This is a genomic window from Telluria sp. LT2P80 (assembly GCF_059685955.1).
Window position 1 is genome coordinate 233,575 of record NZ_JCASIO010000002.1, and the last position, 17,234, is coordinate 250,808.

General features: G+C 66.4%; 15 protein-coding genes. 7 read left to right on the forward strand and 8 right to left on the reverse strand.

Annotated features, from left to right (window positions below; all coding sequences use genetic code 11):
* The first annotated feature begins 68 nt into the window (after positions 1–68).
* Positions 69–593 (forward strand): sterol desaturase family protein, encoded by a 525-nt coding sequence (locus AC56LW_RS07395; RefSeq protein ID WP_499633193.1) that lies wholly within the window; start codon positions 69–71, stop codon positions 591–593.
* On the opposite strand, the gene crtB is transcribed toward AC56LW_RS07395, so the two are convergent.
* From crtB to AC56LW_RS07435, 8 genes are all read right to left on the reverse strand, one after another.
* Entirely contained in the window at positions 499–1,494 is a 996-nt protein-coding gene (gene crtB, locus AC56LW_RS07400; protein WP_499633195.1) for a 15-cis-phytoene synthase CrtB, read from the reverse strand. The genes AC56LW_RS07395 and crtB overlap by 95 nt on opposite strands.
* Positions 1,491–3,017 carry a phytoene desaturase gene (locus AC56LW_RS07405; RefSeq protein ID WP_499633196.1) on the reverse strand — a complete coding sequence of 509 codons (1,527 nt, stop codon included), beginning with the start codon at positions 3,015–3,017 and terminating at the stop codon, positions 1,491–1,493. The genes crtB and AC56LW_RS07405 overlap by 4 nt, the downstream gene beginning before the upstream one ends.
* Positions 3,014–4,225, reverse strand: a complete 1,212-nt coding sequence (gene crtY, locus AC56LW_RS07410; RefSeq protein WP_499633198.1) for a lycopene beta-cyclase CrtY — start codon at positions 4,223–4,225, stop codon at positions 3,014–3,016. The genes AC56LW_RS07405 and crtY overlap by 4 nt, the downstream gene beginning before the upstream one ends.
* Positions 4,218–5,519 (reverse strand): glycosyltransferase, encoded by a 1,302-nt coding sequence (locus AC56LW_RS07415; protein ID WP_499633199.1) that lies wholly within the window; start codon positions 5,517–5,519, stop codon positions 4,218–4,220. The genes crtY and AC56LW_RS07415 overlap by 8 nt, the downstream gene beginning before the upstream one ends.
* Positions 5,520–5,556: 37 nt before the next feature.
* Positions 5,557–6,558 (reverse strand): polyprenyl synthetase family protein, encoded by a 1,002-nt coding sequence (locus AC56LW_RS07420; protein ID WP_499633201.1) that lies wholly within the window; start codon positions 6,556–6,558, stop codon positions 5,557–5,559.
* A gap of 160 nt (positions 6,559–6,718) precedes the next feature.
* Positions 6,719–7,627, reverse strand: coding sequence for a LysR family transcriptional regulator (locus tag AC56LW_RS07425; RefSeq protein WP_499633203.1), 909 nt, complete (start codon positions 7,625–7,627; stop codon positions 6,719–6,721).
* A gap of 19 nt (positions 7,628–7,646) precedes the next feature.
* On the reverse strand, positions 7,647–8,564 hold the full coding sequence (locus AC56LW_RS07430; protein WP_499633205.1) for a pseudouridine-5'-phosphate glycosidase: 918 nt from the start codon (positions 8,562–8,564) through the stop codon (positions 7,647–7,649).
* 13 nt (positions 8,565–8,577) lie between these two features.
* Positions 8,578–9,684 (reverse strand): carbohydrate kinase, encoded by a 1,107-nt coding sequence (locus tag AC56LW_RS07435; RefSeq protein WP_499633207.1) that lies wholly within the window; start codon positions 9,682–9,684, stop codon positions 8,578–8,580.
* Between the two features lie 247 nt (positions 9,685–9,931).
* Between AC56LW_RS07435 and xapA the strand changes: the two genes are divergently transcribed.
* From xapA to AC56LW_RS07465, 6 genes are all read left to right on the forward strand, one after another.
* Positions 9,932–10,774, forward strand: a complete 843-nt coding sequence (xapA, locus tag AC56LW_RS07440; RefSeq protein ID WP_332530159.1) for a xanthosine phosphorylase — start codon at positions 9,932–9,934, stop codon at positions 10,772–10,774.
* 27 nt (positions 10,775–10,801) lie between these two features.
* Complete coding sequence (locus AC56LW_RS07445; protein WP_332530160.1) at positions 10,802–11,995, forward strand: phosphopentomutase; 1,194 nt, start codon at positions 10,802–10,804, stop codon at positions 11,993–11,995.
* Positions 11,992–12,948, forward strand: a complete 957-nt coding sequence (gene deoC, locus AC56LW_RS07450; protein ID WP_332530161.1) for a deoxyribose-phosphate aldolase — start codon at positions 11,992–11,994, stop codon at positions 12,946–12,948. The genes AC56LW_RS07445 and deoC overlap by 4 nt, the downstream gene beginning before the upstream one ends.
* Before the next feature lie 13 nt (positions 12,949–12,961).
* Entirely contained in the window at positions 12,962–15,340 is a 2,379-nt protein-coding gene (locus AC56LW_RS07455; protein ID WP_499633209.1) for an aldehyde dehydrogenase family protein, read from the forward strand.
* Positions 15,341–15,423: 83 nt separating this feature from the next.
* Complete coding sequence (deoA, locus tag AC56LW_RS07460; RefSeq protein WP_332530162.1) at positions 15,424–16,746, forward strand: thymidine phosphorylase; 1,323 nt, start codon at positions 15,424–15,426, stop codon at positions 16,744–16,746.
* A gap of 11 nt (positions 16,747–16,757) precedes the next feature.
* Entirely contained in the window at positions 16,758–17,162 is a 405-nt protein-coding gene (locus AC56LW_RS07465; protein ID WP_332530163.1) for a cytidine deaminase, read from the forward strand.
* Positions 17,163–17,234 lie beyond the last annotated feature (72 nt).

Consider the following 17,234-nt stretch of genomic DNA (forward strand, 5'->3'; position numbering starts at 1 on the left):
GCGGTCGCATGTTAGGCTGTCGGCATCCGCTTCCATGCCCGCCACCCCATCAAGGCGCTTACTTCATTATGCTGCTCAACGCGCTCATCGTTCTCGCCACCATCGCCTTCATGGAACTGTTTTCCATCGTCGCGCACAAGTACATCATGCACGGCTTCGGCTGGGGCTGGCATCGCTCGCACCATGAGCCGCGCACCGGCTGGTTCGAAAAGAACGACCTGTACGCCGTCGTCTTTGCCGGCATCGCCATCGCGCTGATCTGGTTCGGCACGCGCGGCTACGGGCGCATCGAATGGATCGGCGCCGGCATGACCGGCTACGGCCTGCTGTACTTCATCGCCCACGATGGCCTGGTGCACCAGCGCTGGCCGTTCCGCTACGTGCCACGCAGCGGCTACTTCAAGCGCCTGTACCAGGCCCACCGCATGCACCACGCGGTCGAGGGCAAAGAGGGCGCCGTGTCGTTCGGCTTCCTGTACGCGCCGCCCGTCACCAAACTCAAGCAGCAGTTGCAGGCCCAGCAGAACCAGTTGCGGGGTCCGCGCGGCCAGGCCGCTGCCACAGACCACGCCGCACCGGCAGCTCGCGACTAGACTGAAAGCGCGAGGCCAGCGCCTGCAGCCCGCCCAGCGCGAGCAGGCGCAGCTTGGTCGCCTTCGACGTGCCGACCCGCTTGTCCCACGCGCGCGGTCCGCGCCGTTTCACTTCCACCCCGATCTGCCGATAGACATTGCGCGCCGTGGCAATCGCCCACGCCGAGCGCAGCGGCAACGCCGCCAGACCGATCGACGCTGACGCATAGTACGGCTCCGCATGGTCCACCAGGCGTGCAGCGACCGTGGCCAGTGCGGCCCGGTGGCGCGGCAGCGCAACCAGATCCGGCTGGATGCCAGCCTCGATCAGCCACGCGTCGGGTACGTAGCAGCGGCCGATGGCCGCGTCGTCGATGATGTCGCGCGCGATGTTCGTCAGCTGGAACGCGAGCCCCAGATCGCAGGCCCGGTCGAGCACCGCCTCGTCACGTGCGCCCATGATCGACGCCATCATCAGCCCGACCACGCCGGCCACGTGGTAGCAGTAGCGCAGCGTGTCGTCGATCGTGCGGTAGCGCGCCTCGTTGACGTCCATCGCAAAGCCGGCCAGGTGATCGTACGCATAGCGCGGCGCAATCGCGTGGCCCAGCGCTACTTCCTGGAACGCGGCAAAGGCCGGGTCGCGCATCGGCTCGCCCTCATAGGCGCGGCGGGTGTTGTCGTACAGCCGGTCGAGTTCGAACGGCGCATCGTGCGTGACCTGGGCTGCCGGGGCGCTGGCAAAGCCCAGCTCCTGGCCGTCGACGACGTCGTCACAGTGGCGGCACCACGCATACAGCATCAGCACGGCGCGGCGCGTGGCCGGCGGGAACAGTTTGGCCGCCGCTGCAAAGCTCTTCGACCCGACCTCGATGGTCTGGGTCGCGTGCGCCATCAGGTTCTCGCCGGCCTGCGTCGTCATCGCAGCCCTCCGGCATGCGCTCCTGCGTTGACACCTTCGAGCATCAGGCCGGCCGTGGCCTTGGCCGAACCGATCACGCCCGGTACGCCCGCGCCGGGGTGGGTGCCGGCGCCGACCAGGTACAGGTTCGGCAGTTCGGCGTCGCGGTTGTGCGGGCGGAACCAGGCGCTTTGCGTCAGGATCGGCTCGAGCGAGAAGGCCGAGCCCACGTGCGCATTGAGCTCGTCGCGGAAGTCGTTCGGCGTGAAGATGCGGCTCGTGACCAGCTGGCTGCGCAGGCCCGGCATGTAGCGCTTCTCGAGGTAGTCGAAGATGCGGTCGCGGTAGCGCGGCCCTTCGACGTCCCAGTCGATCGGCGCATTGCCCAGGTGCGGCACCGGCGCGAGCACGTAGTGGCTGCCGCAGCCCGGTGGCGCCAGCGACGGATCGGTCACGCACGGCGCGTGCAGGTACAGCGAAAAGTCGTCGGCCAGCTTGTCGCTCTTGAAGATCTCGGTGATCAGGTCCTTGTAGCGCGCGCCGAAGCAGACCGTGTGATGTTGCAGCTGCTCATGGTGCTTGTTCAGGCCGAAGTAGATCACGAACAGCGAATTGCTCCAGCGCTTCTTGCGCAGCGCTTCGCCCTGGCTGCTGCCGCGACCGTGGTTGCTCAGCAGGTTGGCGTAGGTGTGCACGACGTCGGCATTCGAGGCGACGGCGTCGGCCGGGAACCAGCGGCCATCTTCCAGCCGCACGCCGCTGGCCAGGTTGCCGACGGTTTCGATGCGCGCCACGGGGGCGTTCAATTCGAGCTTGCCGCCCATGTCCTGGAACAGGCGCACCAGACCGTTGACGAGCGCACCGGTGCCGCCGCGCGGGAACCACACGCCCCAGCGCCGCTCCAGCGCGTGGATCAGCGTGTAGATCGAGCTGGTGGCAAAGGGATTGCCGCCCACCAGCAGCGAATGGAACGAGAAGGCCTGGCGCAGATGGTCGTTCTTCACGAAGCGCGAGACCATGCTGTAGACGCTCTTCCACGCTTCGAGGCGCGCCAGTTTCGGGCCGGCGTTGATCATGTCGCGGAACGACAGGAACGGCACCGCGCCCAGCTTCAGGTAGCCCTCGTCGAACACGGCTTTCGAATAGGCGAGGAAACGCTGGTAGCCGGCCACGTCAGCCGGATTGAGGGCATGGATCTGGCGGTCGAGCGCGTCCTGGTCGTTCGCGTAGTCGAAGAAGGTGCCGTCTTCCCAGCACAGGCGGTAGAACGGCGTGACCGGCAGCATTTCGACGTAGTCGCCGATCTTCTTGCCGCACAGCGTGAACAGTTCTTCGATCGCGGTCGGATCCGTGATGACGGTCGGGCCGGCGTCGAAGGTGAAACCCTGGTCTTCGTAGACGTAGGCACGGCCGCCCGGTTTGTCGCGTTTTTCGAGCAGGGTGGTCGGCGTGCCGCCGGCCTGCAGCCGGATGGCCAGGGCCAGGCCACCGAAGCCGGCGCCGATCACGACGGCGCGCTTGGGTTCGATTTTCATCTGGTTCATTCGGAATTCCTGATCTGATGGGGTTGTGTCTTGCGAACGGCTGTAAACGCTTCCATGACCGGCACCGGCGGCTTGCCGGTCAACAGGCGCAGCTTGTCGGCGAATGTCAGGCGGCCGGCGTAAAAGCGCGCGATCATCGGCGCGCCCAGCCGGTAAAAGCGCTGCATCACCTGCCAGCGGTGGTCGGGGCTGCCGGCCATGAACAGCATGCGGTTGAGCATGCGGAAAAAGCCTTGGCGCTGCCATTCCTCGCGTGCCTCGGTGCGGATCGCCGCAAACAGTGATTGTGCCGCAAATGGCGCGGCCAGGTCGGGCAGGGCCGCGATCCGTTCGGCCAGGCGTACGGCCACCGGCAGCGAATAGCCGGTTGTCTGGTGAAACAGGCCGGCGCGCAGGCCGACGGTGGGCTGGCCATCGAGGGCATCCCAGAAGCGGTCGAAGTCGCCGGCCAGTACGATCGGCAGCGAGCCCTGTTCTTCGCGCAGCACGTCGCGGATCTGCCAGCCACGCCCGGCGGCGTAGGCAGCGATGTTGGCGCGCAGCCGCTCCGGTTCCCAGACGGCGCTGTCGACGTAATGGGTATCTTCGATCAGCACGCGGTCGGGGCCGAACGGCAGCAGGTAGACGAAGCGGTAACCGCCTTGCTGGGCCACACTCGCGTCCATGATCACCGGCTGCGTTAGGCCGTGCGGCGCGTGCAGGCGCACTTCCTGGCCCAGAAAGGTCTGGTAGCCCAGTGCCAGGTGCGGGCTGGCGCTGGGGCCGCGCCCGTCGATGACGGCGTGCGCATGCAGCAGCGTGCCGTCGGCCAGGCGCACGCTCGTGGGCATGACGGCGTCGATCCGCACGCCGGTGCGCAGCAGCGGGCCCAGGGCGGCTTCAATGGTGCGCGCAAAATCGGGCGAGGCAATGCTGGCATACCCGCCGCTCAGCGCGCGCGCGTGTTCGGGAAACACGACGTCGTAGCCCGGCCAGCGGTGCGAGATGAGCGGCGCGATCCAGCGCAGCTGGGCCGCAGTCAGGTCGCTGTCGTGGAATGACCAGGTATGGTTGCCGCCCAGGTGCCGGCCCTGCTCGAGCAGCAGGATGCGCAGTTCCGGGCGCTCGGTGTGCAGGCGCCAGGCGATCAGGCTGTTGGCCAGGCCGCCGCCGACCAGGATCAGGTCGTGGTCGATGCTGGCGCGGCTACTGTTGCTGCGCTCATCCATGGCTGGCCACCGCCGTCGGCAGGTGCAGTGCGGTCTCGATGATGGCGGCTGCGCGCGGCGCGCCACCGGCAACGCGGATCGCGTCGGACAGCGGCGCCATGCGCGCGGCGAAATCCGGCTCGGCCAGCAGCCGGCGCAGCTTGCGCGTCAGGTCGGCCACGCTGCTCATGCGCGGCGAAGCGCGCAGGCCCACGCCGCTGTACTCGACGCGCGCGGCGCCGCCCGGGTGGTCGAAGGCAATGGGCAGCGCCAGGATCGGCGTGCGCGCCGCCACTGCTTCCATGATTGTGTTCGCGCCCGCATGCGAGACGATCGCGTCGGCGCGCGCCAAGACGGCCAGTTGCGGCACGTAGGCGTGCACGCGCGTGCTGCCGATGGCTTCGAGCGCGCGCACCTGCGCGTCATTCAGTCCGCCGCAGTGGGCGATCAACAGGTCGGCATCGAGCTGCTTGCAGGCCTTGGCAATACGCTTGAAAAGCGGGTAGCGGTCGCTGACCAGCGTGCCGAGCGACGCGTAGATGAACGGGCGCGTGCCGGAGGCCGGCGGCAGGAACGGCGCCAGTTCTTCCGGGCTTAAAGCCGGCGCCACGTTGGCCGCATGCAGCGGCCCGACATGGTGAAAGTGCGCAGGCAGTTCGCGGCGCGGGAAATCGAAGCCCGGCACGATCTGCGCGATCTGCGCCAGCGGCGACAGGCATTCGTGCAGCATGCTGCGTGGCGGCAGACCAAGGCGTTCGGCCTGTGCCGCGATCGCGCGGTGGTGCGGGCCCATCATCCAGTCATACACGCGCGTGCTGCCTTCGACAATCTTGAAGGCGCGCTCGCTGTCTTCGTAGACGAACGGCATCACGGGCAATGGGATGCCCGGCTCGCGGTTGACAGGCAGGGCGCACGCGATCGAGATGAACGGCATGCCGATACTTTCTGCGACCATGCCGCCGGCCGCTTCCATCTGGTCGGCCAGCACGCAGTCGACCTGCAGTTCCTTCAGCGCAGCCGGCAGTTCGCGGCACAGCATTTCGGTGCTGGCCGCCATGTCGAGGATCACGCGGCGCAGGCCCAGCGGGCTGCCGGGATTGGCCACACGTGCGAGCATGGCGGGCAGCGAGCCGGCCGGATGGGTGGCCGCGCCAATGGCGTGAAAGCCGACGCGCGCATCCTTGACGTAGGCAGCAGCATCCGGGCGATGGAGGAAGGTGACGCGGTGGCCGCGCGTGACGAGTTCGCGCGCGAGCACCATCAGCGTGTTGAAGTGGCTATACAGGGCCGGAGCCACGACCGCGAAGTGCGTCATGCGAGGGGTGATCAGATCAAAGATTCAATTCGGGAATTCAGTTCAGGCGCAACTCGGCCAGCTGGGGACTTGGGCGCAGTTCGCGCGGCTTGGCAGGTTCGGCGATGAAGCGCGCGCCCTTGGCTTCCTTGGCAAACAGCGCGCCCATGAAGTGCCGCGTGCGGCCCTTGCCGCCGATGGCGGCGCCCAGGCAGCGGTCGGCCTCGATCAGGCAGGCCGACAGGCGGCGCTGCGCTTCGTCGAAGCCGAGCGTGTTGATCAGGGTGGCCTTACCGATATCCTTGCCCGTGTCCTTGCCCGTGATCGCGCTGTCGTTGCCGGCGCCGTCCAGGAAGTCATCCTTGATCTGGAATGCCTGGCCGGCTGCCAGCGCAAAGGCGCGCAGCTGCTGCGACACGCTCTCGTCGGCGTGGCACATGATCGATGCCATATCGACAGCGACGCCCAGCAGCAGGCCGGTCTTGAGTTCATTGGTGGTGGCAATCGCCTCGGGCGAGCGTGCGCCGCCGTGCAGGTCTTCGAACTGGCCGCGCACGAGGCCCTGGTCGCCCACCGTCTGCGCCAGCGTCGCAACCAGACGCGCGCGGGTGACGGGCTGGATATCCTGCGATTGCGACAGCACGCCAAAGGCGCGGCTGAGCAGGGCAACCGAGGCCAGGATCGCGACGTCTTCGCCGAACTGGATGTGGATTGCCGGTTTCCCGCGGCGCAGGCTGGCGTCGTCCATGCACGGCAGGTCGTCGAGGATCAGCGACGCCGCATGCACCAGTTCGACCGAGCAGGCCACATCGATCAGGGCAGGCGAGGCGCAGCCGAGATCGCGCGCAACCAGCATGACCAGCAGCGGACGCATGCGCTTGCCAGCGGACAGGGCCGACGTGCGCATGGCCTTGGCCAGGCTGTCGGACTGGCCGTTCGCGCTCAATAGTTGTTCAATGCGATCGTCGATCGCCGAGCGCAGCGTGTCGATGTCATCGAACACGGCGTCGTCGAATTTTTTCAGGCGGAGCCCGTCGTAGCGCGGCGTTGCTGTAGTCATACGAGCTCCTCTGGAAAATTGATGGTCTTGATAACTATCATACCGGACCCAAAGTTAAAAAATAATTAATTGGCCTCAATCGTGCGTAGTTTCCTGCTTAGAAATTATACACATGCATGCAAAAAGGCAATACATGGCGGGACAATCACGGTTCGATTGTTCACGCGGCTGGTGGATCGGGAAAAAGGATTTTCAGAAACGCCCGGACGACCGGCGCATCGTCCTGCACCGGGTAGCTGATATACAGGTTGGCCGACGGCGCATGCTCGTTAATGGGCAGGAAGCGCACCCCCGGCCAACCGATGCGGCTCGTCGTTTCCGGCATCAGGGCCACGCCCAGGCCGGCGCCGACCATCGCCAGCAGCGTCTGCGGCTCGGCCGCTTCCTGGAAGATGGTCGGCTCGAAGCCCGCGTTCACGCAGCATTGCATCAAGTAGCGTGGCTCGGCCGACTGGTCCAGGTGCAGCGTCAGCATCGGCTCGCCGGCGATGTCGAGCAGCGAGATCGCATCACGGCCCGCCAGCGGATGGCGCGCATTGACGGCCACGCAGAACTGCTCCTTGAAGCACAGCTCCTGGCGCAGGTTGGCGGCCTTCAGCACGTCCGCCTCGATGCGCGGCTCGCGCCAGAAGCCGACGTCGATCTGCTTGTTGCGCAGCGCCTCCCACTGGTCGTTCGGCCCCAGCTCATGGATCGTCCACGTCACGCGCGGAAAATCGGTCTGGAAGCGTTCGAGGAGGCCAGGAATCGGCCCCCACATCGCCGAGCCGACGATGCCCACGCGCAGCCGGCCCACCTGGCCGCGGTCGATCTGGCGGATGGTGTCGATCGTCATGCGCATCCGGCCCAGCAGGTCGGCCGCCTCGACCATCAGCGCACGCCCGGCCACGGTCAGCTCGAAGCTGCGCGTGGTGCGGGTAAACAGGCGCACGCCCAATTCGCTTTCGAGCTTCATGATCTGCTGCGACAGCGGCGGCTGTGAAATGTGCAGGCGCTCGGCGGCGCGGCTGAAGCTCTTTTCTTCAGCCACCGCCAGGAAGTACTTCAGTTGTTTCAGGTCGATCGACATGGGCGGCTACGCTGACGACTCAGGCCGCGCGGTGGTTCAGTGCCACGGCCAGGCGCGCGCCGATCAGCGCGTTGTGTTTGACCAGTGCGATATTGGTGGCCAGGCTGCGGCCCTCCGTCAGCTCCTTGATGCGGCCCAGCAGGAACGGCGTGACCTTCTTGCCGGTGACGTTCTGGCTGGCCGCTTCGCCCAGCGCCTGCGTGATGATGGCGTCGATCTCGGCGGGCGCCATTGCGGCGTCGGCCGGCACCGGATTGCTCACCACGACGCCGCCGGCCAGGCCGAGCTGCCACTTGGTGCGGATGAACGCCGCCTGGTCTTCGGGCGAATCGATCTGGAAGTCGGCCTGGAAGCCACTGTCGCGCGTGAAGAAGGCCGGGAAGCCCGGCTGGCCGACGCTGATCACCGGCACGCCATGCGTTTCCAGGTATTCGAGCGTCAGGCCAATGTCGAGGATCGATTTGACGCCGGCGCAGACGACCGCCACGCTGGTCTGCGCCAGTTCCTGCAGGTCGGCCGAGATGTCGAAGCTCGTTTCGGCGCCGCGGTGCACGCCGCCGATGCCGCCGGTGACGAAGACTTCGATGCCGGCCAGCTGCGCGCAGATCATCGTCGCGGCAACCGTGGTCGCGCCCAGGCGCGCCTGCGCCAGCACGTAGGCCAGGTCGCGCCGGCTCACTTTCATCGCGTCTGGCGAGGAACCCAGCAGTTCGAGCTGCTCGTCCGACAGGCCGATGCAGATCTTGCCGGCGATGACGGCGATCGTGGCCGGCACGGCGCCGGCGTCGCGGATGATCTGCTCGACTTCGCGCGCGGTGCGCACGTTCTGCGGGTACGGCATGCCGTGCGAGATGATGGTCGACTCGAGGGCGACGATCGGTTTGCCGGCCGTGCGCGCGGCGGCCACTTCGGGCGAGAGCAGGAGGAAGTTGTGCATGGGGGGTCTCTGGTTAATCAGTCATAGGGAGTTGGCGGTCGGCCGGTTGATCGAGCAAGCCGGGCGCAAGTTGCGGGCAGACGGTCTGCGCGCAACCGATGGTCATGGCGGACAGTGCCAGGCCGCGGCGGCAGGCCAGGTCGAGCGAGGTGGCGCCGCTGTACAGGCTCCAGCAGACGGCGGCGGCAAACGCGTCGCCGGCGCCGGTGACGTCGACGACATCGACGGCCGGTGCGGCCAGGCTGCGCAGGCCATCGGGCCTTGTAAACATGACGCCCTGCGCGCCGCGCGTGACGATCACGTCCTGCGCGCCGTCGGCCTGCAGGTCGGCGCAGGCGCGCGCGATCGCGGCCTCGCTGTCCATCGCGCGGTCGGCGCGCTCGGCCAGTTCACCCAGGTTCAGGATCAGCAGTCGCAGGCCGCGCAGGTCGCGTGGCAGGCGGTTGATCTTCGGTTCGGATACGGCGACGACGACCATCGGCACACCGCCCGCCAGCGCGTCGCCCAGCAACCCGGCCACGGCATCGTGCGGCAGGTTCAGGTCGGCCACGATCAGTGCGGCGCCGGCGCGCTGCGGCGCGCGGCTGGCAAAGAACGCGGGCGTGAGCGCGTCGTTGATCGCCATGTCGGCCAGCGCGACGCGCATCTCGCCATCCTCATCGAGCACCGCCGTGTAGGTGCCGCTGGCCGCGCCATCGACCAGCAGCACGCTGCGCGTGTCGATGCCCGCTTCGTCGGCATGCGCGAGCAGCGCGCGGCCCGAGGCGTCCGGGCCGACTGCGGTGATGAGGCTCGTCGGGGCGCCCAGGCGCGCGAGGTTCTCGGCGATATTGCGCGCCACGCCGCCGAACGACTCGGTCTGGCGCGCCGGATTCGACGTGCCCAGGGCCAGCGGGCCGAGCGAGCGCAGCTTGCGGTCGAGGTTCGACGCACCGATGCAGACAACGGGGCGGTGATCCGGCAGCACATAGGCGCGGCCGAGGATGCGCCGCTCGCGCACGAGCGTGGCGATGTAGTTCGCCACGGCTGAACGCGAGAGGCCGAGGCGCGCCGCCAGGTCTTGCTGAGAGATGAATGGGTTGGCGCGGATCAGCTCGTACAACTGGTCTTTTTTCGGCATCGCTCGGCAAATGATTTAAACTTATGTCCTGCAATGCTAGACATTTGTCATGGCGCCGTCAACGTCGGCGTGGTCCTGCTAATTTATCGCGAAAACATATAAATCGGGAAGAAAAAGTGTATTTGCCATACATATCGGCATTCATGCATAGTTATAATATTCAGCTGACCAGATGCCGCCGCGCCTGCGAAGGCCGCGCCAGCCTCCATCCCACCTCCCCAAATCACCAGACCTCACAAGGAATAACATGTCCAGCAATTTCCCGTTCGACGCCGCCGACATCATCCGCGCCCGCAAGCCGGGCTTCGCACCGCGCGTCGCGCTGATCCTCGGCTCCGGACTGGGTGTGCTGGCCGAACAGATGACGGACGCCGTCTCGATCAGCTACGCCGACCTGCCTGGCTTCCCGATCAGCACCGTGCACGGCCACGCCGGTGAACTGGTGCTGGGCGAACTGGCTGGCGTGCCGGTCGCCTGCATGAAGGGCCGCGGCCACTTCTACGAAGGCTACGGCCCCGGCGTGATGACCAACGCCGTGCGTACCCTCAAGCAGATCGGCTGCGAGCTGCTGTTCGTGACCAATGCCGCCGGCTCGCTGAACATCGAAGCCGATGCCGGCTCGCTGGTCGCGATCACCGACCACATCAACTTCTTGCCGGGCAGCCCGATGTCGGGCCCGAACGACGAGCGCTTCGGTCCGCGTTTCTTCAGCATGTCCAATGCGTATGACGCCGAGACGCGCGAGCAGGTCAAGGCCGTCGCGAAAGAGAAGGGCATCGTGCTGAACGAAGGCGTGTACCTGGCCGCGGCCGGCCCGCACTTCGAGACCGTTGCCGAAATCCGCGCCTTCAAGACGCTGGGCGCCGATGTCGTCGGCATGTCGCTGATCCCCGAAGTCATCGCGGCGCGCCACTGCGGCCTGAAAGTGACGGCGGTGTCGGCCATTACGAATCTGGCCGAAGGCCTGTCGCCGTTTGCGCTGTCGCACGAGCAGACCCTGAAGTACGCGGCGATCGCGGCCAAGGACATGGTCACGCTGATCCACGCGTATATCGAGCGCCTTGGTTCGACCCCACGCGCAGACGCTTAATCACACTTACCGAAAGCGAGCGATCCAATGTCCCGTGCATTCATCCTCCTGCTGGACTCCTTCGGCCTGGGCGCGCTGCCCGACGCCGACAAATATGGCGACCTTGACGCCAACACCTTCGGCCACATCGCCGAATGGGCTGCGAAGGAAGGCAAGCCGATGGCGCTGCCGAACCTCGAGCGCCTCGGCCTGGGCGCGGCCGGCCACAAGGCCAGTGGCGAATGGGCGCCGGGTTTCAGCCAGCGCGACGGCTTCACCGGCGCCTGGGGCATCGCGCGCGAACAGTCGACCGGCAAGGATACGCAAAGCGGCCACTGGGAAATCGCGGGCGTGCCGGTGCTGTTCGACTGGGGTTACTTCCCGAAGACCGTGCCATCGTTCCCGAAGGAGCTCACCGACAAGCTGCAGGAACTGACCGGCGTGCCGGGCTGGCTGGCCAACTGCCACGCCTCGGGCACCACCGTCATCAACGACTTCGGCGATGAACACGTCGCCAGCGGCAAGCCGATCCTGTACACGTCGGCCGACTCGGTGCTGCAGATCGCTGCGCACGAAGAGCACTTCGGTCTGGAGCGCCTGTACGCCGTCTGCGAAGCGGCCTATGAACTGGTCAAGCCGTACAACATCGGCCGCGTGATCGCGCGTCCGTTCACGGGTGCCAACGGCGACTACAAGCGCACGTCGAACCGCCACGACTACGCCGTGCCACCGGTCGCGCCGACGCTGCTGGACCACGTCAAGGACGCGGGCGGCGATGTCTTCGCGCTTGGCAAGATCAGCGACATCTATGCAGGGCAGGGCGTCACGCGCCTGATCAAGGGCCCGGACAATATGGCGCTGTTCGACCGCCTGCTCGAAGTAGCCGACGAAGCGGGCGACAAGTCGCTCACGTTCGTCAACTTCGTCGACTTCGACATGCACTTCGGCCACCGCCGCGACGTTGCCGGCTACGCCAACGCCCTGCACGAACTGGATGCGCGCCTGCCGGAATTCATGGCCAAGCTGAAGGACGGCGACCTGGTCGTGCTCACCGCCGACCACGGGTGCGACCCGACCGCGCCGGGTTCGGACCATACCCGCGAACACATCCCGATGATCTTCTTCGGCCCGAACGTCGCGCCGCAAGAGCTGCCGGTCGCAGACACTTTCTCGGACATCGGCGCCACGCTGGCCAAGCACCTCGGCGTCAAACCACTTTCGAACGGAATCGCACAGCTATGAGCCAGCCGCTGGACTTCAAACGCAACGTCGCCATGGACCTGGACCTTGGCCTGATCAACAGTCTCAAGGTCAACCGCAATGCGGCCGACCGCCGCGCCGCGAGCCTGGCGAACCGCCGCACGGTGAAGAAGGAATACCAGGCCGCGTGGCTGGTGCGCGCGATCGAGTGCATGGATCTGACCACGCTGTCGGGCGACGACACGCCGGGCCGCGTCGAGCGCCTGTGCATGAAGGCGATGCGCCCGCTGCGCGCTGACCTGATGGCCGCGCTGGGTCTCGAGACCCTGAGCACCGGCGCCGTCTGCGTGTATCACGAAATGATCACGCCGGCCGTCAAGGTGTTGCAGGGCCGCTTGCCGATCGCCGCTGTGTCGACTGCATTCCCGGCCGGCCTGTCGAGCATGGAAACCAAGCTGCGCGAGATCGAACTGTCGGTCGCTGCCGGCGCCACTGAAATCGACATCGTCATCACGCGCCAGCACGTCTTGCTGGGCAACTGGCAGGCGCTGCACGACGAGATGGTGGCGTACCGCCAGGCTTGCGGCGACGCGCACGTCAAAGCCATCCTGGCCACGGGTGACCTGGTCACGCTGGAAAACGTGGCCAAAGCCTCGTGGGTCTGCATGATGGCCGGTGCGGACTTCATCAAGACCTCGACCGGCAAGGAAGGCGTGAACGCCACCATCCCGGTCTCGCTGGTGATGGTGCGCGCGATTCGCGACTACCACGAACTGACTGGTTTCCAGGTCGGCTACAAGCCAGCGGGCGGCGTCTCGACGGCGAAGTCGGCGCTGCAATACCTGACCGTGATGAAGGAAGAACTGGGCAACGACTGGCTGCAGCCGCACCTGTTCCGCATTGGTGCGTCGAGCCTGTTGACCGACATCGAGCGCCAGCTCGAGCACTACGTGACCGGGAATTACTCGGCCGCCCATCGTCACGCGCAACCTTAAATCCGGATACGTCATGCCAACAATTAAAGAGATTCTTCAGACCATGGACTACGGCCCCGCTCTCGAGACCACCAAGGAAGCGCAAGCATGGCTGGACGGTCACGAGCGCCGCTTTGGCCTGTTCATCGACAACGCCTGGAGCGATGCCGGTGAAACGTTCGCCACGACCAATCCGGCCGATGGCGTCGAACTGGCGCAGGTCACGCAGGCGACGAACGACGATGTCGAGCGCGCCGTGGCAGCCGCGCGCCGTGCGCAGCCGGGCTGGGTCGCGCTGGGTGGCCATGGCCGCGCCAAGATCATGTACGCGCTTTCGCGCCTGCTGCAAAAGCATGCGCGCCTGTTCGCGGTGCTCGAAACGCTCGACAACGGCAAGACGATCCGCGAAACGCGCGATGCCGATTTGCCGCTCGTGGCCCGTCATTTCTACCATCACGCCGGCTGGGCGCAGCTGCAGGCCGAAGAGTTCGCGGACTACCGCGCCGTCGGTGTCGTTGGCCAGATCGTGCCGTGGAACTTCCCGCTCCTGATGTTGGCGTGGAAGATCGCGCCGGCGCTGGCTGCCGGTAACACGGTGGTGTTCAAGCCGGCCGAGTACACGCCATTGACCGCCTTGCTGTTTGCCGAACTCTGCCAGCGCGCCGGTGTGCCGGCCGGCGTGGTCAACATCGTCACCGGCGATGGCCGCGTGGGCGAGGCGATCGTGAATCATCCGGGCATCGACAAGATTGCGTTCACCGGCTCGACCGAAGTCGGTCGCCTGATCCGCAAATCGACCGCCGGCAGCGGCAAGAAGCTGTCGCTCGAATTGGGCGGCAAGTCGCCGTTCATCGTGTTCGACGATGCCGACCTGGACGCCGCCGTCGAAGGCCTGGTCGACTCGATCTGGTTCAACCAGGGCCAGGTCTGCTGCGCCGGTTCGCGCCTGCTGGTGCAGGAATCGGTGTACGAGCGCTTCATCAAGAAGGTCAAGGCGCGCATGGAAACGCTGCGCGTCGGTTCGCCACTGGACAAGTCGAACGACATCGGCGCACTGGTCGATCCGGTGCAGCAGCAGCGCATCCACGGCCTGGTGGAATCGGCCCGCGCCGAAGGCTGCGAAGTCTGGCAACCTACGGGCGAATTGTCGACGTCTGGTTCGTGGTACCTGCCAATCCTGATCACGGGCGCATCGACATCGGCCGCCGTGGCGCAGGCCGAAATCTTCGGGCCGGTGCTGGTGGCGATGAGCTTCCGCACCCCGGCCGAAGCCGTGCAACTGGCGAACAACACCGTCTACGGCCTGGCCGCCTGTGTCTGGAGCGAGTCGATCAGCCTGGCGCTGGACGTCGTCCCGCAGATCAAGGCCGGCGTGGTCTGGATCAACACGGCCAACCAGTTCGATGCAGGCTGCGGTTTTGGCGGCTACAAGGAATCGGGCTACGGCCGCGAAGGCGGCAAGGAAGGCATGTACGAATACCTGACGCCGCTGTCGGAAGATGCACGGCCTGCCGCGCCGGTGTTTGCCGCGAAGGGCGCACTGAAAGCAGCGGACGCCGACAGCCCGTTCGCGATCGACCGCACCGCCAAGCTGTATATCGGCGGCAAGCAGGCACGCCCTGACGGCGCCTACAGCCGCGCGATCAATGGCGCGAACGGCGCGTTCCTGGCCGATATCGGCGAAGGCAGCCGCAAGGACATCCGCAACGCGGTCGAAGCGGCGCACAAGGCGGCCGGCTGGGCCAAGGCCACGGCGCACAACCGCGCGCAGGTGCTGTACTACATCGCCGAGAACCTGGCGATCCGCGCCGACGAATTCGCGGCGCGCATCGCGCAGCAGACCGGCTCGAACGATGCCGCGCGCGAAGTGGCAGCCTCAGTCGAGCGCCTGTTCTACTGGGCCGCGTGGGCCGACAAGTACGACGGCCAGGTGCACCAGCCGCCGATGCACGGCATCACCGTGGCGCTGAACGAGCCAGTGGGCGTGATCGGCATCGTGTGCCCGAACGAAAACCCGCTGCTGGGCTTCATCTCGCTGGTGGCACCGGCGCTGGCGCTGGGCAACCGCGTGGTGGCGGTGCCGTCGGAACAGCATCCGCTGTCGGCGATCGACCTGTACCAGGTGCTCGATACGTCGGACCTGCCGGGTGGCGCGCTCAATATCGTCACCGGATCAAGCGACGAACTGGCGCGCACGCTGGCCTCGCATGGCGAGATCGACGCCGTGTGGCGCCACGACGGTTCTGCCGAGGGGTGTGCCGAAGTCGAGCGCCTGTCGAGCGAGACGCTCAAGCGCACCTGGACGGGCGGCGCGAAAGGGCGCGACTGGTTCGATCCGAAGCAGGCCGGTGGCCGCGTCGTGCTGCAGCATGCGAGCCAGGTGAAGAACGTCTGGATCCCGTACGGCGTGTAACACACCACCAATCCACAACAACGTCATTCCCGGCCAAGGCCGGGAATGACGTTTTGAAGCCAATAATTGATAGAGACGTCCCCATGTTCCTCCCCCAAGAAATCATCCGCAAAAAACGCGATGGCGGCATCCTGTCGGCCGAAGAGATCCAGTTTTTTGTCCGCGGCATCCCTGATGGCAGCGTCACCGAAGGCCAGATCGCCGCGCTCGCGATGGCGGTCTACTTCAACGACATGACGATGGATGAACGCGTCGCCTTCACACTGGCGATGCGCGACTCGGGCCAGGTCATGGAATGGAAATCACTGGACCTCCCGGGCCCGGTCGTCGACAAGCACTCGACCGGCGGCGTCGGTGACGTTGTCTCGCTGATGCTCGGCCCGATGATCGCGGCCTGCGGCGGCTTCGTGCCGATGATCTCGGGCCGGGGCCTGGGCCACACCGGTGGCACGCTCGACAAGTTCGATGCGATCCCCGGCTACAGCACCGTGCCTGATCCGGCCACCTTCCGCAAGGTGGTGAAAGACGTGGGCGTGGCCATCATCGGCCAGACCGCCCAGCTGGCGCCGGCCGACAAGCGCTTCTACAGCATCCGCGACACCACGGCGACCGTCGAATCGGTGGCCATGATCACCGGCTCGATCCTGTCGAAAAAGCTGTCGGCGGGTCTCGATGCCCTGGTGATGGATGTGAAAGTGGGCAGCGGCGCCTTCATGCCGACGGCCGAAAAATCGCTGGAACTGGCCGAATCGATCGTCAGCGTCGGCAATGGCGCCGGCACCCGCACGTCGGCCATCCTGACCGGCATGAACGAGTCGCTGTGCCACGCGGCCGGCAATGCGGTGGAAGTGCGCGTCGCCATTGACTACCTGACCGGCAAGGCGCGCCCGGCGCGCCTGCATGAAGTGACGATGGCGCTGTGCGCCGAGATGCTGGTGATTTCGGGTCTGGCAGGCACGGACGCCGAAGCACGCGCCAAACTGCAAACCGCGCTCGATTCAGGCGAAGCGGCCGAGCGGTTCGCGCGCATGGTCACGGCGCTGGGTGGCCCGGCCGACCTGATGGACAAGCCGGACGCGCACCTGGAAACGGCGCCCGTCATCGTGCCGGCGCCAGCCCTGCAGGCCGGCTACGCCGTCTCGGTCGACACCCGTGGCCTGGGCCTGGCGGTCGTCGCGCTGGGCGGCGGCCGTGTGCGGCCACAGGACAGCATCGACTTCGCCGTGGGCCTGACGGGCCTGGTTGAACTGCGTGACCAGATCGCCGTCGGCCAGCCGCTGGCGATGGTGCATGCACGTTCGGCGGAGGCGGCCGAGCGCGCCGTACGCCAGGTGCAGGCGGCTTACCGGATCGGCGACACGCAGCCGGCTGCCGAGCCAATGATTCACCGCATCGTCCGTCCTTGAGAGACTCACCCATGACCTATACGAAACTGATCGATGAAGCGCGCGCCGCGCGCGAGCTGGCCTACGCGCCGTATTCCAACTTCCAGGTAGGCGCAGCGCTGGCGTGCAAGGATGGCCGCATCTTCCGCGGCTGCAATGTGGAAAACGCCGCCTACGGCCTGTGCAATTGCGCCGAGCGCACGGCATTCTTCAGCGCCATTGCCAATGGCTACAAGCCAGGCGACTTCGCAGCGCTGGCCGTGATCGGCCAGACCGAAGGCCCGATCGCGCCGTGCGGCGCCTGCCGGCAAGTGATCCTGGAATTGGGCGGTAATGAATTGCCGGTGATCCTGACCAACCTGACGGGTGCCATCTTCGAAACGACGGCAGCGGCGCAGTTGCCGAATGCGTTCGGGGGCCAGGACCTGCAGTCCTGAAGGAAAGTGTTCATGGCACGCAGAAACGTCTGCGCGCCATGATCGCAGCTTCGGTCAATCAGCTCTTGTAAT